General features: G+C 61.3%; 19 protein-coding genes. 12 read left to right on the plus strand and 7 right to left on the minus strand.

The window, feature by feature from the left end; genetic code table 11:
• Positions 1–9: 9 nt before the first annotated feature.
• Positions 10–1005: a LysR family transcriptional regulator gene (locus AC1RO0_RS05260; protein ID WP_498591845.1), complete on the minus strand. Its 996-nt coding sequence runs from the start codon at positions 1003–1005 to the stop codon at positions 10–12.
• Positions 1006–1125: 120 nt separating this feature from the next.
• Here AC1RO0_RS05260 and AC1RO0_RS05265 point away from each other — a divergent pair, with 120 nt between their 5' ends.
• Positions 1126–2526 carry an MFS transporter gene (locus AC1RO0_RS05265; protein ID WP_498591846.1) on the plus strand — a complete coding sequence of 467 codons (1401 nt, stop codon included), beginning with the start codon at positions 1126–1128 and terminating at the stop codon, positions 2524–2526.
• A 72-nt stretch (positions 2527–2598) separates the two neighbouring features.
• Here the strand turns inward: AC1RO0_RS05265 and AC1RO0_RS05270 are convergent, their stop codons facing one another.
• Both AC1RO0_RS05270 and AC1RO0_RS05275 read right to left on the minus strand, forming a co-directional pair.
• Positions 2599–3870, minus strand: a complete 1272-nt coding sequence (locus AC1RO0_RS05270) for an RNA polymerase sigma factor (protein ID WP_498591847.1) — start codon at positions 3868–3870, stop codon at positions 2599–2601.
• Positions 3871–3902: 32 nt separating this feature from the next.
• Positions 3903–4295: a YciI family protein gene (locus AC1RO0_RS05275; RefSeq protein ID WP_498591848.1), complete on the minus strand. Its 393-nt coding sequence runs from the start codon at positions 4293–4295 to the stop codon at positions 3903–3905.
• Positions 4296–4678: 383 nt separating this feature from the next.
• On the opposite strand from AC1RO0_RS05275, the gene AC1RO0_RS05280 reads away from it, so the two are divergent.
• On the plus strand, positions 4679–5056 hold the full coding sequence (locus AC1RO0_RS05280) for a VOC family protein (RefSeq protein ID WP_498591849.1): 378 nt from the start codon (positions 4679–4681) through the stop codon (positions 5054–5056).
• Positions 5057–5283: 227 nt separating this feature from the next.
• On the plus strand, positions 5284–6051 hold the full coding sequence (locus tag AC1RO0_RS05285; RefSeq protein WP_498591850.1) for a phosphatase PAP2 family protein: 768 nt from the start codon (positions 5284–5286) through the stop codon (positions 6049–6051).
• Positions 6052–6073: 22 nt separating this feature from the next.
• Here AC1RO0_RS05285 and AC1RO0_RS05290 read toward each other — a convergent pair whose 3' ends face one another.
• Positions 6074–6466 carry a response regulator gene (locus AC1RO0_RS05290; protein WP_498592384.1) on the minus strand — a complete coding sequence of 131 codons (393 nt, stop codon included), beginning with the start codon at positions 6464–6466 and terminating at the stop codon, positions 6074–6076.
• A gap of 225 nt (positions 6467–6691) precedes the next feature.
• Here AC1RO0_RS05290 and AC1RO0_RS05295 point away from each other — a divergent pair, with 225 nt between their 5' ends.
• From AC1RO0_RS05295 to AC1RO0_RS05320, 6 genes are all read left to right on the plus strand, one after another.
• Positions 6692–8374 carry a phosphoethanolamine transferase gene (locus AC1RO0_RS05295; protein WP_498591851.1) on the plus strand — a complete coding sequence of 561 codons (1683 nt, stop codon included), beginning with the start codon at positions 6692–6694 and terminating at the stop codon, positions 8372–8374.
• Between the two features lie 220 nt (positions 8375–8594).
• Positions 8595–9629 (plus strand): LLM class flavin-dependent oxidoreductase, encoded by a 1035-nt coding sequence (locus AC1RO0_RS05300; protein WP_498591852.1) that lies wholly within the window; start codon positions 8595–8597, stop codon positions 9627–9629.
• Between the two features lie 163 nt (positions 9630–9792).
• Positions 9793–10698 (plus strand): MurR/RpiR family transcriptional regulator, encoded by a 906-nt coding sequence (locus AC1RO0_RS05305; RefSeq protein ID WP_498591853.1) that lies wholly within the window; start codon positions 9793–9795, stop codon positions 10696–10698.
• Positions 10699–10740: 42 nt separating this feature from the next.
• Entirely contained in the window at positions 10741–11496 is a 756-nt protein-coding gene (locus tag AC1RO0_RS05310; RefSeq protein WP_498591854.1) for a COG4280 domain-containing protein, read from the plus strand.
• Positions 11493–11699, plus strand: coding sequence for a hypothetical protein (locus AC1RO0_RS05315; RefSeq protein ID WP_498591855.1), 207 nt, complete (start codon positions 11493–11495; stop codon positions 11697–11699). The genes AC1RO0_RS05310 and AC1RO0_RS05315 overlap by 4 nt, the downstream gene beginning before the upstream one ends.
• 152 nt (positions 11700–11851) lie before the next feature.
• Positions 11852–12433 (plus strand): histidine phosphatase family protein, encoded by a 582-nt coding sequence (locus tag AC1RO0_RS05320; protein WP_498591856.1) that lies wholly within the window; start codon positions 11852–11854, stop codon positions 12431–12433.
• A 75-nt stretch (positions 12434–12508) separates the two neighbouring features.
• Here the strand turns inward: AC1RO0_RS05320 and AC1RO0_RS05325 are convergent, their stop codons facing one another.
• The gene (locus tag AC1RO0_RS05325; RefSeq protein ID WP_498591857.1) at positions 12509–13444 is read right to left on the minus strand and encodes a phytanoyl-CoA dioxygenase family protein; all 936 of its coding nucleotides are present in this window, start codon (positions 13442–13444) and stop codon (positions 12509–12511) included.
• 134 nt (positions 13445–13578) lie between these two features.
• Here AC1RO0_RS05325 and AC1RO0_RS05330 point away from each other — a divergent pair, with 134 nt between their 5' ends.
• Positions 13579–14442: a cupin domain-containing protein gene (locus AC1RO0_RS05330; RefSeq protein WP_498591858.1), complete on the plus strand. Its 864-nt coding sequence runs from the start codon at positions 13579–13581 to the stop codon at positions 14440–14442.
• Here AC1RO0_RS05330 and pdxR read toward each other — a convergent pair.
• On the minus strand, positions 14432–15859 hold the full coding sequence (gene pdxR, locus AC1RO0_RS05335) for a MocR-like pyridoxine biosynthesis transcription factor PdxR (protein ID WP_498591859.1): 1428 nt from the start codon (positions 15857–15859) through the stop codon (positions 14432–14434). The two genes, AC1RO0_RS05330 and pdxR, sit on opposite strands and share 11 nt — an antisense overlap.
• A 96-nt stretch (positions 15860–15955) precedes the next feature.
• Between pdxR and AC1RO0_RS05340 the strand changes: the two genes are divergently transcribed.
• A complete protein-coding gene (locus AC1RO0_RS05340) occupies positions 15956–16639 on the plus strand; it encodes a pyridoxamine 5'-phosphate oxidase family protein (protein ID WP_498591860.1) in 684 nt (227 codons plus the stop codon).
• A gap of 34 nt (positions 16640–16673) precedes the next feature.
• A complete protein-coding gene (locus tag AC1RO0_RS05345; protein ID WP_498591861.1) occupies positions 16674–17336 on the plus strand; it encodes a GNAT family N-acetyltransferase in 663 nt (220 codons plus the stop codon).
• On the opposite strand, the gene aac(6') is transcribed toward AC1RO0_RS05345, so the two are convergent.
• A complete protein-coding gene (aac(6'), locus tag AC1RO0_RS05350; RefSeq protein ID WP_498591862.1) occupies positions 17333–17770 on the minus strand; it encodes an aminoglycoside 6'-N-acetyltransferase in 438 nt (145 codons plus the stop codon). The two genes, AC1RO0_RS05345 and aac(6'), sit on opposite strands and share 4 nt — an antisense overlap.
• Positions 17771–17776 lie beyond the last annotated feature (6 nt).

The following is a 17776-nucleotide window of genomic DNA, read 5'->3' on the forward strand; positions in this document are numbered from 1 at the left end:
AACCCAAACCTATACGGCTACGGCCAAGGGCGCCTGTTCGTAGCAGCAGGCGGCCTTGGAAACACCCACGCGGCATCCGGATTCATGAAGCGCATCCGCCACCACCTCCACAAAGAGCCGGCGGAACCATACGGCCCTGCTATCGGCCTGGTCGACCCGACGATAGAGCATGGTCACCGGATCAGCCGGCAGGTCGAGAGGCGGCTGCGAAACAGTCAGATTATGCAATTGCGCCATGCATCGGGCGATCGATTCCGGGATCGTCGCAATAGCCGGCATGGCTCTGAGCGCCATCGGCAAGGCAGAATAACGCGGCACGGTCGCCACGACCTGACGATGATATCCGACACGGGCAAGAGCGAGATCGACATTGGTCAGCGTGATGCCTTCCAGCGAGACGGTAATGTGGTCCGCCTTCGCAAAATCCTCAAGCCCAAGCGGCGCGTCCAACTTGATGTGCCGGGGATCGTAGATGCAGGCCGATGCCTGGTCGAACAGTGGGGCGCGAATGTGCCAGGATGCCGGTTCCTCATGCACCGAGATGCTGAAGTCATAGGCCCCTTCGTCGAGCAGGCGCCCGGCTTCACGCCGGTCGAAAGCCACACCGGTCAGCCGGGCATTTGGCGCAAGGCCACGCAGCCGCGCCGCCAGCGGGCCGAAAAAATCCGATTCGAGATTGTCGCACATGCCAACGCGAAACTCGCCCTGCCAGCTTGAAGGGTCGAAAGCCGCCGGTGGCCGAATGGCGCGTTCGATGCCGGAAAGTGCCTCCTCGATGGCAGGCGCAATGGACAGCGCCCGCGCCGTCGGCTGCAAACCGCGCCCGACCCGCACGAACAATTCGTCGTCGAGCGTCTCGCGCAACCGCCGTAGCGCGGCCGACAGGCCCGGCTGACCAAGCAACAGGCGTTCCGCGGCACGGCTGACATTCCGTTCCTGCATGAGCACGGAAAAGGCGAGCAGCAGATTGAGATCTATTTTTCGAAGTGCGGCATCATTCATCATCGCCAGTAATACCTGACATGGTTACTATCAATTTGCAATAGGGTTTGAACGTGTACATTTTCTCGTTCCCTGCCGTTCGCCACCTCCCAAGAGGCGGCAGCATAGAAAGGAACGATCCCGATGACTTCTTCCCAAACCCGAAGCGGGGCTGGATTGGCGTTGCTGCTGCTATGCGCCGCCAACTTCCTGGACGCCATGGATGTCTCCACCATTGGCGTGGCCCTGCCCGCCATCCAGAAAGAACTCGGCATGCAGGCGACATCGCTGCAATGGGCCGTCAGCGCCTACGTGCTCGGCTATGGCGGCTTTCTGCTGCTTGGCGGCCGTGTCGCCGATCTTTTCGGCCACCGTCGCGTCTTCCTCTGGTCGCTCGCCGTCTTCGCCGCCGCCAGCATCGCCGGCGGCTTCGTCGACAGCGCGCCGACCCTGATTGCCGCGCGCCTGATCAAGGGCATCGCCGCTGCCTTCACTGCGCCGGCAGCCCTCGCACTGCTGCTCTCCGTCTTTGGAGAAGGCAACGCCCGCGCCAAGGCGCTCGGCGTGTTCTCGTCCACCGGTGCCGCCGGCTTCGTGCTCGGCATGGTACTCGGTGGTGCTGCGACCATCATCAGCTGGCGGGCAACTCTGGTCATGGGTGCACCCGTCGCCATCCTCGCGCTGATCGTTGCGCCTTTTGTCCTGCCTGCCGATCACAAGCGAAGCGGCCCACGCGTCGGCTTCGACTGGGCAGGCGCAATCACCATCACCCCCGGACTACTGCTCTTCGTCTTCGGCGTTACCAATGCAGCAGCCGATGGCTGGCAGGCATTTGCTACGTGGGGATCCCTGGTGGCGGCTCTGGTGCTGATCCTGCTCTTTCTGCTCGTCGAGTCGCGCCATAGCGATCCGATGGTGCCGCTTGCCATGTTCCGCCGCGCCAAGCTCAGTCACGCCAATGCCATCGCCGCGCTGTTCCAGGGGGCCTATGTCGGCTTCCAGTTCATCGCGACGCTCTACTATCAGACCGTCGTCGGCTGGTCGGCCTTCGCCACTGGCTTCGCTTTCGCCATTGGCGGCGTCTGCGTCATGTTCCTCGCACCGCGCTTCGCCAGCATCGGGCAGGCTCGCGGCACGACCCTGCTCATGACGCTGGGCGTCGGACTGCAGGCCATCAGCTATCTCTTCTGGGCGCTGTCGGCCGGCCATATCGACACGATCCTGCTGGTCGCCATCTCACAGCTGCTGCTTGGTATCGGCTATGCCATGACCTATCCGTCCATTCAGGTCGCCGCCCTGTCCGATATCGAAGAGGATAAGTCCGGCCTGGCTTCGGGCATGCTCTTTGCCTCCTTCCAGATTGGCGGCGGCATCATCCTGGCGGCAGCTTCGGCCGTGTTCAGCGCAGCACCCAGTTACGGCTGGAACCCCTATATCGCCGGCATCGGTTTCGTGACGATCCTGGCCGCCGCCATAACGCTGCTGGCCGCCGTCGGGCCAAGAAAGGCGACATCGCGTCCGGATGCTTACCAGGCTGCCGAATAGCCAGCGACTTTCATACCCGCGCCAATCCGGCGCGGGTATGAGCAACCAAAGTCGTCGTTACCGAGATGAATGCTATTGCGATGACAGCGCCGCCGCGTCAGCGGCGCGTCGCCTCAACAGGTCTCGTTCACGCTGGTTTCCAGCGAGCGTGGCAGCTTCCTCGAAGGCTGACCTCGCCTCCTCGTAGCGAGCAAGCTTGTGAAGCAGATCACCGCGAACGCTCTCCAACAGATGATATCCTTTGAGCGCCGGCTCGCAGACAAGCTGGTCCATGATCGCCAGCCCAGCCTCCGGCCCTTCGGCCATGCCCACCGCAACCGCGCGATTAAGCTCGACGATCGGTGAAGGCGCAACCGCCGCAAGTTCCCCATAAAGCTTAGAAATGCGCGACCAATCGGTCGCATCGGCTGTAGGGGCCTGCGCGTGGCAAGCGACGATTGCCGCCTGCAACGCGTAAACGCCGCTGGCACCGCCAAGGTCGCGTGCCTGCGCAAGGGCCTGCAGACCTCGCCGGATCTGCAACTGATCCCACAGGGCTCGGTTCTGCTCCAAAAGAAGGATGGGCTCGCCGGCCGGATCCGTACGCGCCGCCGTGCGTGAGGCATTCAGCTCCATTAGCGCCAGCAATGCATGTGCTTCGGGCTCACCGGGCGCGACGGAAATGAGCACACGGCCCATGCGCAGAGCCTCGTTGCAGAGCTGCGGCCTCAGCCAGTCCTGGCCACGCGCTGCCGTATAGCCTTCGTTGAAAATCAGATAGACGACCTCCAGCACGGATGCGAGCCGTTGCACAAGCTCCGCGCCGCGCGGTGTCTCGTAGGCCAGCCCTGATTCTGAAAGGGTGCGCTTCGCACGGACGATGCGTTGGGCGATCGTTGCCTCGGGCAACAGGAAAGCCCTGGCAATCTCCTCGGTCGTCAGGCCGCAGATCATCCGCAACGCCAATGCGACGCGGGCCTCACGCGAGATCAGCGGATGGCAGGCAGTGAAAACGAGACGAAGCAACTCATCGCCTATGTCGTCATCGAGGGCGGCGTCCAGATCGGGCATGGCCTGCTGCTCCTCGTCCATGTCCAAGGCGATCATCTCATGCTTGCGATCGAGCATCTGGCGGCGGCGCAGATGATCGAGCGCCCGGCGCTTGGCGATCGCCATCAGCCATGCGCCCGGCCTTTCCGGAACGCCGATCTTCGGCCATCGTTCGAGGGCTGCCACCAGCGCCTCCTGCGTCAGGTCTTCGGCAAGCGGCACGTCGCGCAACATCCTTGCGAGGCTGGTGATCAGCCTCGGCTGCTCGATCCGCCAGACAGCCAGGATCGTGCGGTGGGTGTTGGCGGCCGTCATGGCCGCCTATCCCGTCTCTTTCGGCGTTTGCCTCACGCGACCGCGGCCGCATGTGGGTCGCACACACCCTCCATATCCGGCGTAAAGAATGGGCGAACCTCGCATGTGCCCTCCCAGCCCGGCATGAAATCTATGTGAAGCTGCATGAACTCGACTGCCAGCGCCACCGCTTCTTCCTTGTTCTGAAATTCGAAGATCGCATAGCCGCCGATAACCTCCTTGGCTTCGACGAACGGGCCGTCGAGGAGGTTGAGCTTCCCGCCCTTGATGCTGACGCGGGCGCCTGTGGCCATCGGCATCAGCCCGCCGGTATCGATCATGCGGCCGGCCTTGATCTCACGGTCGGCAAGCCTGCCCATGGCCTCCATGAGTTCAGGTGTCGGCACACCAACGTCAGCAGAAGTAATGATGGACATGAAGCGCATTTGACCATTCCCTTCGAGACGAGCAGCTGGCGCCATTGCCGCTGAATTGGCTCGCTCAATACAACGACGAAGCAATCCTCCGAGAATCGACAGGCGAGTTGAAAAAAGTGTCGCAGGGATCGAAAGACGGCAACTCCTCCAAGACCGTCAACGCGGCTAGACTATCAATGTCACGCCTACGTCGGCAACGTGCCCAATCGCGGCGATCCGGAACCTCGCCTTATGCCTCGAATCCAGACAAACACCTGACGCGGTTCATTGACTCCGAACGGTCGTTGCAAGATGTTGGGCCAACGCTGGAGCTCCTGGTTTTTGAAGGAATAGCAAGCCCTTCGCCTTGGGACGCGTGACACCGCTGGAGCGGGCAACGGGAGGTTACATCCATGTTCGATCACATCTCGATTGGCGTCAAAAGCCTGGAACGATCCCAGCAATTCTACGATGCAGCGCTGGCGCCTCTCGGCTACGAGCGGCTGACGAATTTCGACGGCACGGTCGGCTATGGCGCGGAACGGGCGCAATTTTGGGTCAGCCAGGTGGAACGTCCCGTCCCCGCAGATCGCGGCTCCGGCCTGCATTTCTGCTTCGTCGCACCCAGCCGGGAAGCGGTCGACGCCTTCTATGCCGCCGGGCTCGCGCAAGGCGGCGAAGACAATGGCAAGCCGGGCATCCGGCCGGATTACAGCCAGTTCTACTATGCCGCCTTCGTTATCGACCCCGACGGCTACCGCCTCGAAGCCTATTTCCAGACCGGCTTATGACGCCTGCCCGCGTGGCGGGCGACATCCCATCCGGCGACCTGCCCCACGGAATGCTGCTCGTGGCGGCGTCTCCGCGCGCCATTTTTACTAACTATTTGATGTTTCAGGCTACTGTCAGGCTTCTGCAATAAGTGCACAGTCGATGGGGATTGTCAGTGCCGTTGCCTAAGACGCCAATGAAATTCCGTCACACCTTTGCATTCGATGACGGAAGGCGACGTTTCCTGATGTATGACGACTATATTGCGTATCCGAAACGCGCGACGTCGCTCAGCAGACCTCTTGCATCGTTTCTGGCGTTGTTTGCCTTCTGGTGGCTGCTGCTGCTTGTCTTCAACAGATTTCCCGAGATCGATCTTTCTGTCGCCCAAAGCGTCTTTACCAATACGCCCTGCCCTTCCGGCGATCCGGCGAGCAAGGTCTGTGGCATATTCGCTTACGACAGGAATGCGCTCTTCGCTTTCGCGCGCACCGTCACGCTCGTCCTACCCTATATCGCAATCATCATATTGCTTGCGCTGCCGATCCTGTCCTGGAAGCGGCTCGGACCGCTTTGGCGCACGCCGAAAATCGATCGGTGCATAGCCGCGCTGTTGTCAGTGGCGCTTGGCTGCGGCGTCCTCGTCAACCTCATCCTGAAAGGCTTTTCCGGCCGGCCGCGACCACGCGGCACCGATCTCTTCGGCGGGGCGCTGGATTTCGTCCAGGCGGGCTCTTTCGCCGGCAAATGCTTGAGGAACTGTTCCTTCATTTCCGGAGAGGCATCATCAGCCGGCTGGCTTCTCTGTCTCATCCCGCTGCTGCCACCACGCTGGCGTCTTCCGCTGGGCATTCCGCTGGCTATCGTATCGTTCCTGATGCCGACCATGCGCGTGCTTACAGGCGCCCATTACCTGTCAGATGTAGTCCTTGGCTGGCTTTCGTCGCTGGTGATTTTCGCCGGCATGCTGGCGATTCTCGAGTTTTTCAGCTCCAGATCGCCGCAGCGAACCTGACAACCGCAGAACTTGCCGCTTCTCAGCCAGCCTTGGGCAGGCAGCGTGATCGATCATCCTTGGTTTTTACCGCCCTGCGGATCCGAGCCGTCAATTCGGCAAGCCCAAACGGCTTTACCAGATAATCGACCGCACCAATGCTCAATCCCGTCATCTGGTCAGAGATCTGGTCATAGGCGGAAAGGATGATCACCGGCGTCGTCCCCACCTGCGCCTCCATGGATTTCAGCAGGTCCAGACCACTTCCGTCCGGCAGGCGCAAATCAAGAAGAACCAGGTCGTAATGGCCTCCGGCAACCGCAATCTTCGCCGCTCCAAGGTCCATCGACCAGTCGACCGCAAACCCCTCCGCCAGCAGATGATCCTGCACGGCATTGCCAATAATGGCGTTGTCCTCGACCAGTAAAACCCACACGGCTGCTTCCTTATTCAAGAAAGCAAGCTATGATGGGGATTGCTGACGGTGACCTGAACTCCACCTGGCCGTGCGACAAAAAGCGCGGATAAGTGGAATCGACCAATGCACAGGCGGACGCTATTCAGGTAAATGTCAGGAAGGGTGGGCATGGTCTCGCGCTCAAACAGTCTGAGCCGCGTTCCGCGCGCTGCATTGTAAGGTATTCCCGCTCTGTTCAGGGGAATGCCCTGGAGAAAACCGTTGAACAATAAAAACACTCGGCCTGGCGGACGAAGCGTCCGACCAGCCATCGGCAGCGTCACCCTTTGCCTTATAGCTAGCCTTTATATCCTTCTTGTGACGAACCGGATGTTCTGGACCAAGGCTTACGGCTATTTTCTTGCCGAGCCTGCCGCCTTCGCCGGCTTCGTCATCGGCATCTCGGCCGTCATCATGGCGCTCTTCACGCTTTTCTCCGCCAAATACATCACCAAGCCGGTCCTTATTTTCTTCGTTCTCGTGGCATCGGTGTCCTCGTGGTTCAACGACCAGTTTGGCGTAATCATCGACAAGGAAATGATCCGCAACGCGGCGGTATCGACGGGCGCCGAGGCCGGCCACCTGATTACCACGCGTTTTTTGACGCATGTGCTGCTGACCGGCGTTCTTCCATCGCTGGTGATCGCGTCCGTACGCATCATCCATCGCCCCATTCTCAAGAAGCTTGCCTATAACACCGCCGTCATTCTTTCCTGCGTCGCGATCTTCATGGTCGCCGGCATCAGCTTCTACAAAACCTATGCCGGCGTCGGCCGAGCGCATCGCGACTTGTTGGATACGCTCAATCCGGTGATGCCGATCAACAGCGCCGTTCGCTACGTCATCGACTCCGGCCGGAACGCAAACGTCGTTGCAAAGCCTCTGGGCACTGACGCCCGTAGGGTTGGCGCCGTCGACAACGGCAAGCCGCGCGTGACGATCATCGTCGCCGGCGAAACGGCCCGCGCCCAGAACTTCTCGCTTGGCGGCTACGGCAAAATGACCAATCCCGAACTGGCGAAACAGAACATCGTCTATTTTCCCAACACCACCAGTTGCGGAACGGCAACGGCGACATCGATCCCCTGCCTGTTCTCCGTCTATACGCGGCAGCAATACAGTCATCGCAAGGGTCTGGAAACGGAGAACCTGCTCGATGTGTTGACCCATGCCAAGGTCGATGTGACCTGGCTGGACAATGACACCGGCAGCTACAATGTCACCGACCGCGTTCCCTACACCTACCTGCCGACATCGGCCGATCCCCGCTTCTGCAAGGAAGGCGAATGTCTGGATGCGATCCTGGTCGACAAGGTCGACAACTGGCTCGACAATATCAAGGGAGACAGCGTCCTCGTGCTGCATCAGCTTGGCAGCCACGGCCCGGCCTACTACCAGCGCTATCCAGAGGAATTTCGCCGCTTCACGCCCGATTGCCGAGCCAATGATTTCGGCAAATGCTCGCAGGAACAGATCAACAATGCCTATGACAATACGATCCTCTACACGGATCACATCGTTTCGGCGGTCATCGATAAGCTAAAGCAGCGCTCGGCCACGATATCGGGAGCCGTCATGTATTTCTCGGATCACGGCGAGTCGCTCGGCGAGAACGGTATCTACCTGCACGGCGCGCCATACATCATCGCGCCATCGGAGCAGACGCAGGTACCATTCCTGGTCTGGATGGCCGACGATCTGGCGAAAACCGGCGGCTATGACATGAACTGCGTTGCAAAGCAGGCGGCCGCCGGCACCCACTCGCACGACAATATCTTCCACAGCGTCCTCGGGATGATGGACATAGCGACGAAGGTCTACGACCCCAGCCTCGACGTCTTCGCCGCTTGCCGCCTTCCGGCGAACAAGCTGGCGCAACTGAATTGAGATCTGCGGGCTTGTGACGTCAATCGCGGTATCGCTAATCCGATATCGCGATTCTTTCCTTCACCCTGCAAGGCACGTCTGCGGCGTTGCTCACCCTCACTATCGCTATCGTCATATCGAATTCCTCGAACGGAACCCTCGAAACTTTGCGGGTGTTTCGCGATCGGGAACGCGCGTAAATGCCACCCGGACAATATGGCGATAGGCAACGGACACAATCATGACGGCAAACACAGTCGAATTCGGGCTCGATACTTTCGGCGACGTCACCCATGACGAGAGCGGAAAGCCGGACTCTCATGCACAGGTCATCCGTAACGTCATCGAGGAAGGCGTGCTCGCAGACCAGCTCGGGATCGACTTCTTCGGGATCGGCGAGCATCACCGCGAGGATTTCGCCGTCTCCTCGCCGGAGACCGTTCTGGCTGCGATTGCTAGCCGCACGTCGCACATCCATTTGGGATCGGCGGTCACGGTTCTGAGCTCCGACGATCCGATCCGCGTCTTCCAGCGCTTTTCGAGCCTGGACGCAGCATCGAACGGACGCGCCGAGGTGATCCTCGGCCGTGGATCCTTCACCGAATCCTTCCCGCTCTTCGGTTTCGAGCTGTCGCAATATGAAAAGCTCTTCGAGGAAAAACTCGATCTTTTCGCCGCCCTGCTCACCAACGAACCGGTGACCTGGAAAGGCAGCATCCGGCCGCCCCTCGACAAACAAAGGGTCTTCCCGACGATCGAGAAGGGTCACCTGAAGACATGGATCGGCGTCGGCGGCAGCCCGGCTTCGGTCGTGCGCGCCGCGCAATATAATTTGCCGCTGATGCTGGCGATCATCGGCGGCAGCCCCTATCGTTTCCAGCCCTATATCGATCTCTATCACAAGGCATTCGCGCAACTAGGCGGCACGGCCCAGCCGATCGGCATCCACTCCCCCGGCTATATTGCCGATACCGACGACCAGGCGCGTGAAGAACTGTGGCCTTGCTACAAGGTGATGCGCGACCGCATCGGCCGCGAGCGCGGCTGGCCGCCGGTGACACGTAGCGAGTTCGAAAGTGAAATCGAACATGGCTCGCTCTATGTCGGCTCGCCCGAAACGGTCGCCGCCAAGCTCACGCCGGTGATCAAGACACTCGGCATCAACCGCTTCCAGCTGAAATACAGCACCGGCACACTCAGCCACCAGAAGCTGATGCGCTGCATCGAGCTGTACGGCCGGGACGTCATCCCCGCGGTGCGGGCGGGATTGGCGTAACACTCTCCAACCTCAACTGTCGTGCCTGATCGGCCGAAGAGGATGATTGCAGCCGCGACAGCTCGACGCGGCCGCTGGAATCCTGTTGCCACACTTGGTAATGAATACTACATTGATCTATATCGGTAGCATTTGCTACACGACGATAGATGGAAGCATCAGCATGACAACGGATGCACGATCGCAGCCGAAGCCCAATTTCGATGCCCGGATTCTCGCTGTGATCGAGGGGCTCCCGCCCGCTGAACAGCGCATGGCCCGCTTCTTCATCGATCAGAAGCAGGCCGTGCTGTTGAACTCCGCCGCCCAGATTGCCGAGCTTGCCGGCGCCAGCGATGCGACGGTGGTGCGAACCGCCCGCGCGCTCGGCTTCGAGAGCCTCTCCGCGCTTCGCGCGGCATTACTTTCGGAGCTCACCGGAACTCCCTCACCCGGCAACCGGCTGGAGCGGACGCTCGCCGAAACCGACGGCGACGCCGCCGGCATCCTTCATCATGTCATCGGCATCCACGAAAACGCGCTGGACGTTTTGCGACGTCCGGAGATCGCCGCGAGCTTCGCGCGCGCCATCGATATTCTAGCGGCAGCAAACCGGCGTCATGTCTTCGGCATCGGCCCTTCCGGCGCAATGGCGGACTATGCCAGCCTGCAATTCAACCGCATCGGTCTCCCCACCTACCCGCTCTCCGCATCAGGCATTGCTCTCGCCGACCGCCTTCTCTGGCTCGGCAAGGGCGACGCTATCCTGATGATGGCTTACGCGCCGCTCTATCGTGAAGTCGAAGTCGTACTCGACCAGGCCGGCCGGCATGACGTGCCGGTGATCCTCATCAGCGACAATCTCGGCCCCCTGGTCGCCGACAAGGTGGCGGAAATTCTCCCCATCCCACGCGGCAAGGCCGATCATCTCGCCATGCATGCCGGCACCATGGTGCTGATCGAAGCCATGATCGTCGGGCTCGCCGCGCATCGCCGGCAAGCCGCCTTCGACAGCCTGGATCATCTGAGCACCCTGCGCGGCTCCATCGACAAAGCTTGGAGCAAACGCGGCACGAAGAGAAAGAAATAGCATGCGGAATCAAACCCCTATCCGCCACTCAGGATTCATTACATGAATAGCCTCACCCCCATACTCTCTACCCTGACGGCTTCTTTCCTCGGCTCCTTCGTCGAGGTCGTGGAAGCCTTCACCATCGTCCTTGCCGTCGGGGTCACCCGCAGCTGGCGCCCGGCCTTGATCGGTGCGGCGCTCGCGCTCGCCCTGCTGGCCGCCCTCGTCCTCATTTTCGGGCCGCTGCTAGCGCTGATCCCGATCCATACGATGCAATTCGTCATCGGCGTTCTCCTGATCCTGTTCGGCATGCGCTGGCTGCGCAAGGCCATCCTGCGCTCGCTCGGCGTCATCGCGCTCCATGACGAGGCAGCCGCCTTCACCAAGGAAACGGCAACCCTGCGGCAACAGTCAGACGACCGGCGCGCCGATTATCTCGCCGGCCTCGCCTCCTTCAAGGCGGTGCTGCTGGAAGGTGTCGAGGTGGTCTTTATCGTCATCGCCGTCGGCGGCGCGCACGGCATGACGCTCTATGCCGGCCTCGGGGCGCTCGCCGCCTTCGTCCTGGTGATGCTGATCGGCCTCGTGGTGCACCGCCCGCTCGCTACCGTGCCGGAAAACACGCTCAAATTCGTCGTCGGGCTGATGCTGACCAGCTTCGGCATCTTCTGGACCGGCGAAGGCATCGGTGCGGACTGGCCGGGAGCGGATCTGGCGCTGATCGCCATCTTCGCGATCGTCTCGCTGGTGTCCTTCATCATCGTTCGCAGCCTGCGCGGCTCGACCGGAAAACCCACGGCAAAGGCAGCCCAATGAGTATTCTCCGTACCACCCTGTCCGAACTGATCGGCATGTTCATCGATGACGGCAGCCTTGCGACCCTCTGCCTGATCCTGGTCGCCGCCATCGCCGGAGCCGTCGAGCTTCTGGCACTACCGCCGTTCGCCGGCGGAGTTCTCCTACTCGCGGGTTGCTTGGCCATTCTGGTGCACAGCGTCCTGCGTGCCGTAAAACGATAAGATCATCATTCCCCTGCAAGCCATTGGCGCGCAGGGGAAATCGTAAAACTCCTCATGCCTTCCGCCAGACGCGACCATGTCTCTATCCCTCGACAGAGCGTCTGGCAGATGCGAAGAAGCTGAAAGGTTCAGCGTGATCGAGAGGCGTTCAGATGAGCAATGCATATCCGGAGATCTATCTGGTTCGGCATGGGCAGACGGAATGGAGCCTGTCCGGCAGGCATACCGGACGAACCGACATTCCCTTGACCGCCGCCGGAGAAAAGGCCGCCCGTAAGGTCGCCGCCCGCCTGCCCGCCATCGACTTCGCCGCCGTCTGGTCGAGCCCGTCGCAGCGCGCCCGGAACACCTGTGCGCTGGCCGGCTTCGGTGACGTCGTTGTCATCAAGGACGATCTGGCGGAGTGGGATTACGGCGCCTATGAAGGCATCACCACCAAGGAGATTCAGGCACAACGCCCCGGCTGGGAGATTTTCCGCGACGGATGCCCAAATGGCGAGACGACAGCCGATGTCGGTGCACGAGCCGACCGGATCATCGGCCAGCTCCGAGAGGTCAACGGCAACGTCCTGATCTTCTCCAGCGCCCATTTCCTAAGGGTCTTCGCCCCCCGCTGGATTGGCCTGCCGCCGGAAAATGGCGCACGTCTCGTGCTCGACACCACCAGCATCAGCACTCTCGGCTACGACCACGACCTGAGCGAACCCGTCATCCGCCGCTGGAACCAGATCTAACGGGTCATCAGACAGCGATCGAGCGGCAACAAGGCCGCTCGATCAGTGCTTTACATCAAACCGCAACCAACCGCCCTACCAGGCAGCCAGCCCCAACAACTTTTCACCGAGCGGCGTCAGAACCGCCGTCTCCGCATTATGCTTTTCCCATTCACGGGGATCACCCGGAAACGAATCGCGCTTCGGATGATCACGCTCGCGCCATAGGCGGATGCGCTCCTCACGTTCGGCGACATCATCGAATTCGGCCGGGTGCATCGACACATATTGCGCCATACGCACGCGGTTTTCCGCATGGTTGGGACGGACACCGTGAGCCAGCAGCGAATTGAAGATCATCAGGTCGCCCGGCTCCATCTCGATATTGACGACCGAGAGGCCGGTCATGTCGGGATGCATCGGGTCGCGATCCCTCGGCTGCGTCTTCTCCCACTCGTCGAAACGCTCGAACAGCTCCGGCACGCATTGAAAGCCGCCGACGTCTCCATCCTGTTTCTTCAGGCTCAGGACACCCTGCACGCCGATCGGCAGCGGACGGCGCGATGTGTCGACATCCCAATGGATGAAGCCGTTCGGATTGCCCTTGACCTTCTTCGGCGCATTGAGATTAGCACGGTCGATCGTCACCCACAGGTCCTCGCGATCCCAGATGTCCACGAAGACATCGTAGATGCGCCGTTCCATGCGGTTGTCCCACAGCGCCTGGTGATTGTAGATCTCCAGCATGCCGGTGTTGTTGAGCTCCTTCATCTTGTGCTCGCGGCGCTGCGGCGCATACCAGGTCGATGGATCGTTCGGATCTTTCTCGTCAAATGCCCAGAGCACATCCACAAGCCGCTCGACATTGGCGGCGGGTACCGCCTGCCGCACGATCACGTAGCCCTTGGTGATCCAGTGCTGCCAGTCCTGCTGCGAAAGAACGCGCAGCGGCAGCGTCTTATTGATGTCCTTCAATTGCGTCGTGACCGAGGACGCGGTCGGATGAGCGTCTCGTTTCAGGGCCTGTTGCATATGGTTCCTCCCATCGGATCGATGCCTGTCGTTTCAGGCGACGACCGATTTGTAACGGGATGCATGCCGCTCATGTTGCCCTGCCCCGGCAATTTCTGATACTATTCTGGCTTATTTGAGTATAGTGGCGCCCGATGAGACCCTATCTTGAAGTATTGCAGCGCTCGCCCGAGGCCTCGTGGAGCATGCTCAACCGGCGGCTTGACGACGCCATCCCCTTCCAATGGCACCATCATCCCGAATTCGAGCTTACACTGACGCTGAATTCGATCGGCCAACGTTTCATCGGCAATCACAGCGGCGACTACGACGACGGTGATCTCGTGCTGGTCGGGCCGAACCTGCCGCATACATGGGTCTCGCGCGCCAAGATCGACCAGCACCAGCCGCATGTGGCGCTTGTCCTCTGGTTCCATCGCGATTGGCTGTTGCGCATGACCGGCGGCGCTGTTGAATTTCGGCCGGTCGAGGCGATGCTGGAACGAGCCGATGGCGGCCTGCATTTTTCGAAGGAAACCGCAGAGGCAGTGCGGCTGGAATACGAAGCCGTCTTCGACAAGCCGCCAGTGGAGCGCCTGTTGTCCCTCTTGAACATCCTTGCCAGAGTTGCCGATGACCGGCAGGCGACACCGCTTGCGAGCGTGCCGAGCCAATCATCCGAACTCAAGGAGAGCCGCGAGCGCATCGACCGCGTGCTGACGCATATGCATCTCCACTATGCGCGCACCATAGGCCTGGAGGAACTGGCCGATATAGCCGCACTCAGCGTTTCCGGCCTGCATCGCATGTTCCGCCGCCACACCGGCACCGCCATTTCCGACTACCTGACGCGCATGCGCATCGGCGACGCCTGCGCCCGCCTCTCCTCCACCACTCAGGCGATCCATCACATCAGCGATGCCGTCGGCTATCACTCCATCGCCAACTTCAACCGGCAGTTCAAAACCCTGAAGGGCATGACACCGCGAGAGTACCGGGCGTTGTTCGTCAGGCGATAGTCGGCAAACCCCGAAGCATCTTGGCAATCCTTGCCGCCGCGGCATCCGCCGCCTCGGGCGGCATGCGCGCAATGCCGAACAGCAGGCCCGGCCGTGGTGGACCAAGGTGCAGGGATGACATGGCACGGAGCGCAAATCCCTTCGCGTTGATCCTTCGCACCGCCGCCAGATCATCGGTACTTGCATCTCTAAACCAGGTGGCCAGTTGCAGCCCGCCAGTACCCTCGCCCACCTCGAGCCAATCGCCGCAATGGCGGCGTAGTGCGGAAACCGTGGCCACCATGCGCGCGGCATAAACCGTGTTCATATGCCTCAGATGGGCGCGAAAACGGCCATCACGGATGAAGTCGGCAAGCGCCGCCTGAATATGGATGGGGACGACAGCTCCTCTCAATAGCTGCGCGGCGGTCACCTCCGGCACGAGCCGGGGCGGCACGACCGCGTAAGCAATACGCAGGCCGGGAGCAAGCGTCTTCGAGAAGGTGCCGAGATAGGCAACCACTTCGCCACGATCGATGCCCTGCAGGGCGGCAATCGGGCGCGAGGCATACTGGAATTCGCTGTCGTAATCATCTTCCAGCACGACCGAACCGTTGGCGCGGGCAAATTCGAGCAGGGCCAGACGGCGTGAGAGGCTCATTGTTGCGCCGGTCGGATATTGATGCGAGGGCGTGACATAGATCAGCCGCGGCCGCGGACCCGCGGCTTTGGCAATATCGATGCCCGCCTCGTCGCAAGGTACAGGAACGAGGTTCGCGCCCGCCATCCGCAGCAAGGCCTGCGCGGTCGCATATCCCGGCTCTTCCATCCAGGCGGCAGCGCCATCCGGACGATCGGATCGCAGCAGCACGCGCGCCAAAAGGTCGATGGCGGCTCCAGTCGAGGGAACGATGATCAACTGTTCAGGAAGGGCGATCACGCCGCGCGTGGCGGAGATGTGCTCGAGGATTACTTCGCGCAACTCGCGAATGCCGCTATGAGCGCCGTAGCCGAGGTCGTGCACCCGGAGCGAACGGCCACGCGCACCGAGATACCGTGCCCAGGCGGCATGCGGAAAGGCGACGACATCCGGTACACCGGACTTGAACAAACCATCGGCGGCGACCTCGAGCGCTGGCGGCGGGCTGAGCGGAGATGGCTCCGCCTGCCCTTGCAGAGGTGGCGTTGCAAATTCGGCGACGCGGGTCGCCGCCCCCGTCATCGATTGCAGATAGCCTTCAGCCTTCAGCCGCTCATAGGCATTGACCACGGTGGAACGCGCCACGCCGAGCGAGATCGCCAGCGTCCTTGTCGACGGCAGCTTTTGTCCCGGCGACATCTGCCCACGGAGGATGCGGTCGCGCATCAGGCGATAGACCTGCCCCTCCAGATCGCCCGAGGTTCGATCGAGCGCCGGCCATTGCGCCGCGGATGTCATGACGCCCCCAACTGGTCTGTTTAAAATATAAGAACTGGCTGTTTATAACATACCTCTTTGGCAGCAAAGATCAAAATGACACCAACGAGGAAAACCATGGCCGATCTCCCCCCGCCACCCACCGACAACTATCCGACCACCGAACGCACGCGCGTGCGGCGCGAACACCATCGCGGCAGCCATGCCCAGGCGGATGTCCATGCTGTTCTGGACGCCGCCCCTCTCTGTCACGTCGGCTATGTCATCAATGGTGCGCCCTATGTGACGCCGACGCTGCATTGGCGCGAAGGCAATCATGTCTACTGGCACGGCTCCGCCGCCAGCCGCTTTCTGCGCGCGGCGGAGGATATGCCCGTCTGCCTCACCTGCAGCATCATGGATGGCTACGTGCTCGCCCGCTCCGCCTTCTACCATTCGGTCAACTACCGCTCCGCCATGGTCTTCGGCAAAGCACGCCTACTGGAGGACGCTGAGGCGAAGGCCGACGCCCTGCGCCGTTTCGTCGAGAACCTGTTTCCCGGCCGCTGGGACAGCCTGCGACCGATGACCAGCCAGGAGGTGAAAGCGACCTCCGTGCTGCGGATGGAAATCGAGGAGGCGACCGCCAAGGTGCGCAACGGCCCGCCTGGAGATCCCGACGAGGCGGATATTCCAGTCTGGGCGGGCGTCTTGCCGGTGCGCAGCCATCTCGCCCCGGCGGAAGCCGCACCGGGATTGCCCGACGGAATCGAGCTACCCGAACCGCTTGCGGCGCTGATACAATCAGGCCGGCTTCGATAGACTACCCTCGCATTTGATACCAAAGGACTTCGACATGGACCTTACGAATTGGAACGGCGTACCGCGCCCGGAACGGATTACCCTGGAAGGCAGCTATGTCCGGCTGGAACCGCTCGACGCCGCACGCCATGGCGCCGATCTCTTCGCCTCGGCGCAGGCGCCCGGCGCCGACGATCGTTTCCGCTATCTGTTCGAGAACGCCCCCGCCGATCTCGCCGCCTTTGCGCCCTGGCTCGAGAAAGCCGCAGCCAGCACCGACCCGCTGTTCTTCGCCACGATCGACAAGCGGACCGGCCGGGCCGAAGGCCGGCAGGCATTGATGCGTATCGACCCCGCGCACGGCGTCATCGAGATCGGCAGCATTCTCTGGGGTCCGGCAATCGCCCGCAGCCGCGTCACCACCGAGACGCTCTATCTCTTCGCCTCCTGCGTCTTCGACACGCTCGGCTATCGTCGTTTCGAATGGAAATGCAACAATCTCAACGAGCCCTCCAAACGCGCCGCCGAGCGCTTCGGCTTCACCTTCGAAGGCATTTTCCGCCAGCATATGGTCGCCAAGGGCCAAAACCGCGACACCGCCTGGTTCGCCATGATCGACGCCGACTGGCCGCGCCTGAAGGCCGGCTATGAGCGCTGGCTGAGCCCGGAGAATTTCGACGAGGCCGGACAGCAGAAGAGCAAGCTGACATTCGGCTAAAGCGGCTTTCGGAAATACACCACGCGTTGGGTTTCCTCGAAACCCAACGCGTGGTGAAAGGCATGGCTTTCGACATTGTCGAGCAGCGCATCCGAAGCAAATTCCCGGCATCCGGCAGTGCGTCCCCAATCGGCGACGGCGCCACAGAGCAATTGCGCGACGCCCTGCCGCCTGTACTCCCGGCGCACATAGATGCCCTCGAGGAAAAGCACCGGAGAGGTCTTGCAGCCATTGACATAATCATACCGGAGCGTCGCCTCGGCAAACCCCACGTGACCCGTCCGATCGCAAGCAATGAAGGCTATAGCGTTTTCTTTCGTGAGAATTTGCATCAGTTCAGCACGATGATCCTCCGTCGAGCTATCCGGCCAGAGTTCCGCGCGCAGACGCGACCATGCATCCTGATGTTTGAGACCGGCTTCCTTTATTTGCATCTTCCC

The sequence above is a fragment of the Rhizobium sp. GW821-FHT14E12 genome, assembly GCF_058803745.1.

What these genes read in the sequence shown, in the direction of transcription:
- AC1RO0_RS05260 (WP_498591845.1), bottom strand. Translation starts at nt 1,005, where the DNA reads ATGATGAATGATGCCGCACTTCGAAAAATAGATCTCAATCTGCTGCTC.
- AC1RO0_RS05265 (WP_498591846.1), top strand. Translation starts at nt 1,126, where the DNA reads ATGACTTCTTCCCAAACCCGAAGCGGGGCTGGATTGGCGTTGCTGCTG.
- AC1RO0_RS05270 (WP_498591847.1), bottom strand. Translation starts at nt 3,870, where the DNA reads ATGACGGCCGCCAACACCCACCGCACGATCCTGGCTGTCTGGCGGATC.
- AC1RO0_RS05275 (WP_498591848.1), bottom strand. Translation starts at nt 4,295, where the DNA reads ATGCGCTTCATGTCCATCATTACTTCTGCTGACGTTGGTGTGCCGACA.
- AC1RO0_RS05280 (WP_498591849.1), top strand. Translation starts at nt 4,679, where the DNA reads ATGTTCGATCACATCTCGATTGGCGTCAAAAGCCTGGAACGATCCCAG.
- AC1RO0_RS05285 (WP_498591850.1), top strand. Translation starts at nt 5,284, where the DNA reads ATGTATGACGACTATATTGCGTATCCGAAACGCGCGACGTCGCTCAGC.
- AC1RO0_RS05295 (WP_498591851.1), top strand. Translation starts at nt 6,692, where the DNA reads ATGCCCTGGAGAAAACCGTTGAACAATAAAAACACTCGGCCTGGCGGA.
- AC1RO0_RS05300 (WP_498591852.1), top strand. Translation starts at nt 8,595, where the DNA reads ATGACGGCAAACACAGTCGAATTCGGGCTCGATACTTTCGGCGACGTC.
- AC1RO0_RS05305 (WP_498591853.1), top strand. Translation starts at nt 9,793, where the DNA reads ATGACAACGGATGCACGATCGCAGCCGAAGCCCAATTTCGATGCCCGG.
- AC1RO0_RS05310 (WP_498591854.1), top strand. Translation starts at nt 10,741, where the DNA reads ATGAATAGCCTCACCCCCATACTCTCTACCCTGACGGCTTCTTTCCTC.
- AC1RO0_RS05315 (WP_498591855.1), top strand. Translation starts at nt 11,493, where the DNA reads ATGAGTATTCTCCGTACCACCCTGTCCGAACTGATCGGCATGTTCATC.
- AC1RO0_RS05320 (WP_498591856.1), top strand. Translation starts at nt 11,852, where the DNA reads ATGAGCAATGCATATCCGGAGATCTATCTGGTTCGGCATGGGCAGACG.
- AC1RO0_RS05325 (WP_498591857.1), bottom strand. Translation starts at nt 13,444, where the DNA reads ATGCAACAGGCCCTGAAACGAGACGCTCATCCGACCGCGTCCTCGGTC.
- AC1RO0_RS05330 (WP_498591858.1), top strand. Translation starts at nt 13,579, where the DNA reads ATGAGACCCTATCTTGAAGTATTGCAGCGCTCGCCCGAGGCCTCGTGG.
- pdxR (WP_498591859.1), bottom strand. Translation starts at nt 15,859, where the DNA reads ATGACATCCGCGGCGCAATGGCCGGCGCTCGATCGAACCTCGGGCGAT.
- AC1RO0_RS05340 (WP_498591860.1), top strand. Translation starts at nt 15,956, where the DNA reads ATGGCCGATCTCCCCCCGCCACCCACCGACAACTATCCGACCACCGAA.
- AC1RO0_RS05345 (WP_498591861.1), top strand. Translation starts at nt 16,674, where the DNA reads ATGGACCTTACGAATTGGAACGGCGTACCGCGCCCGGAACGGATTACC.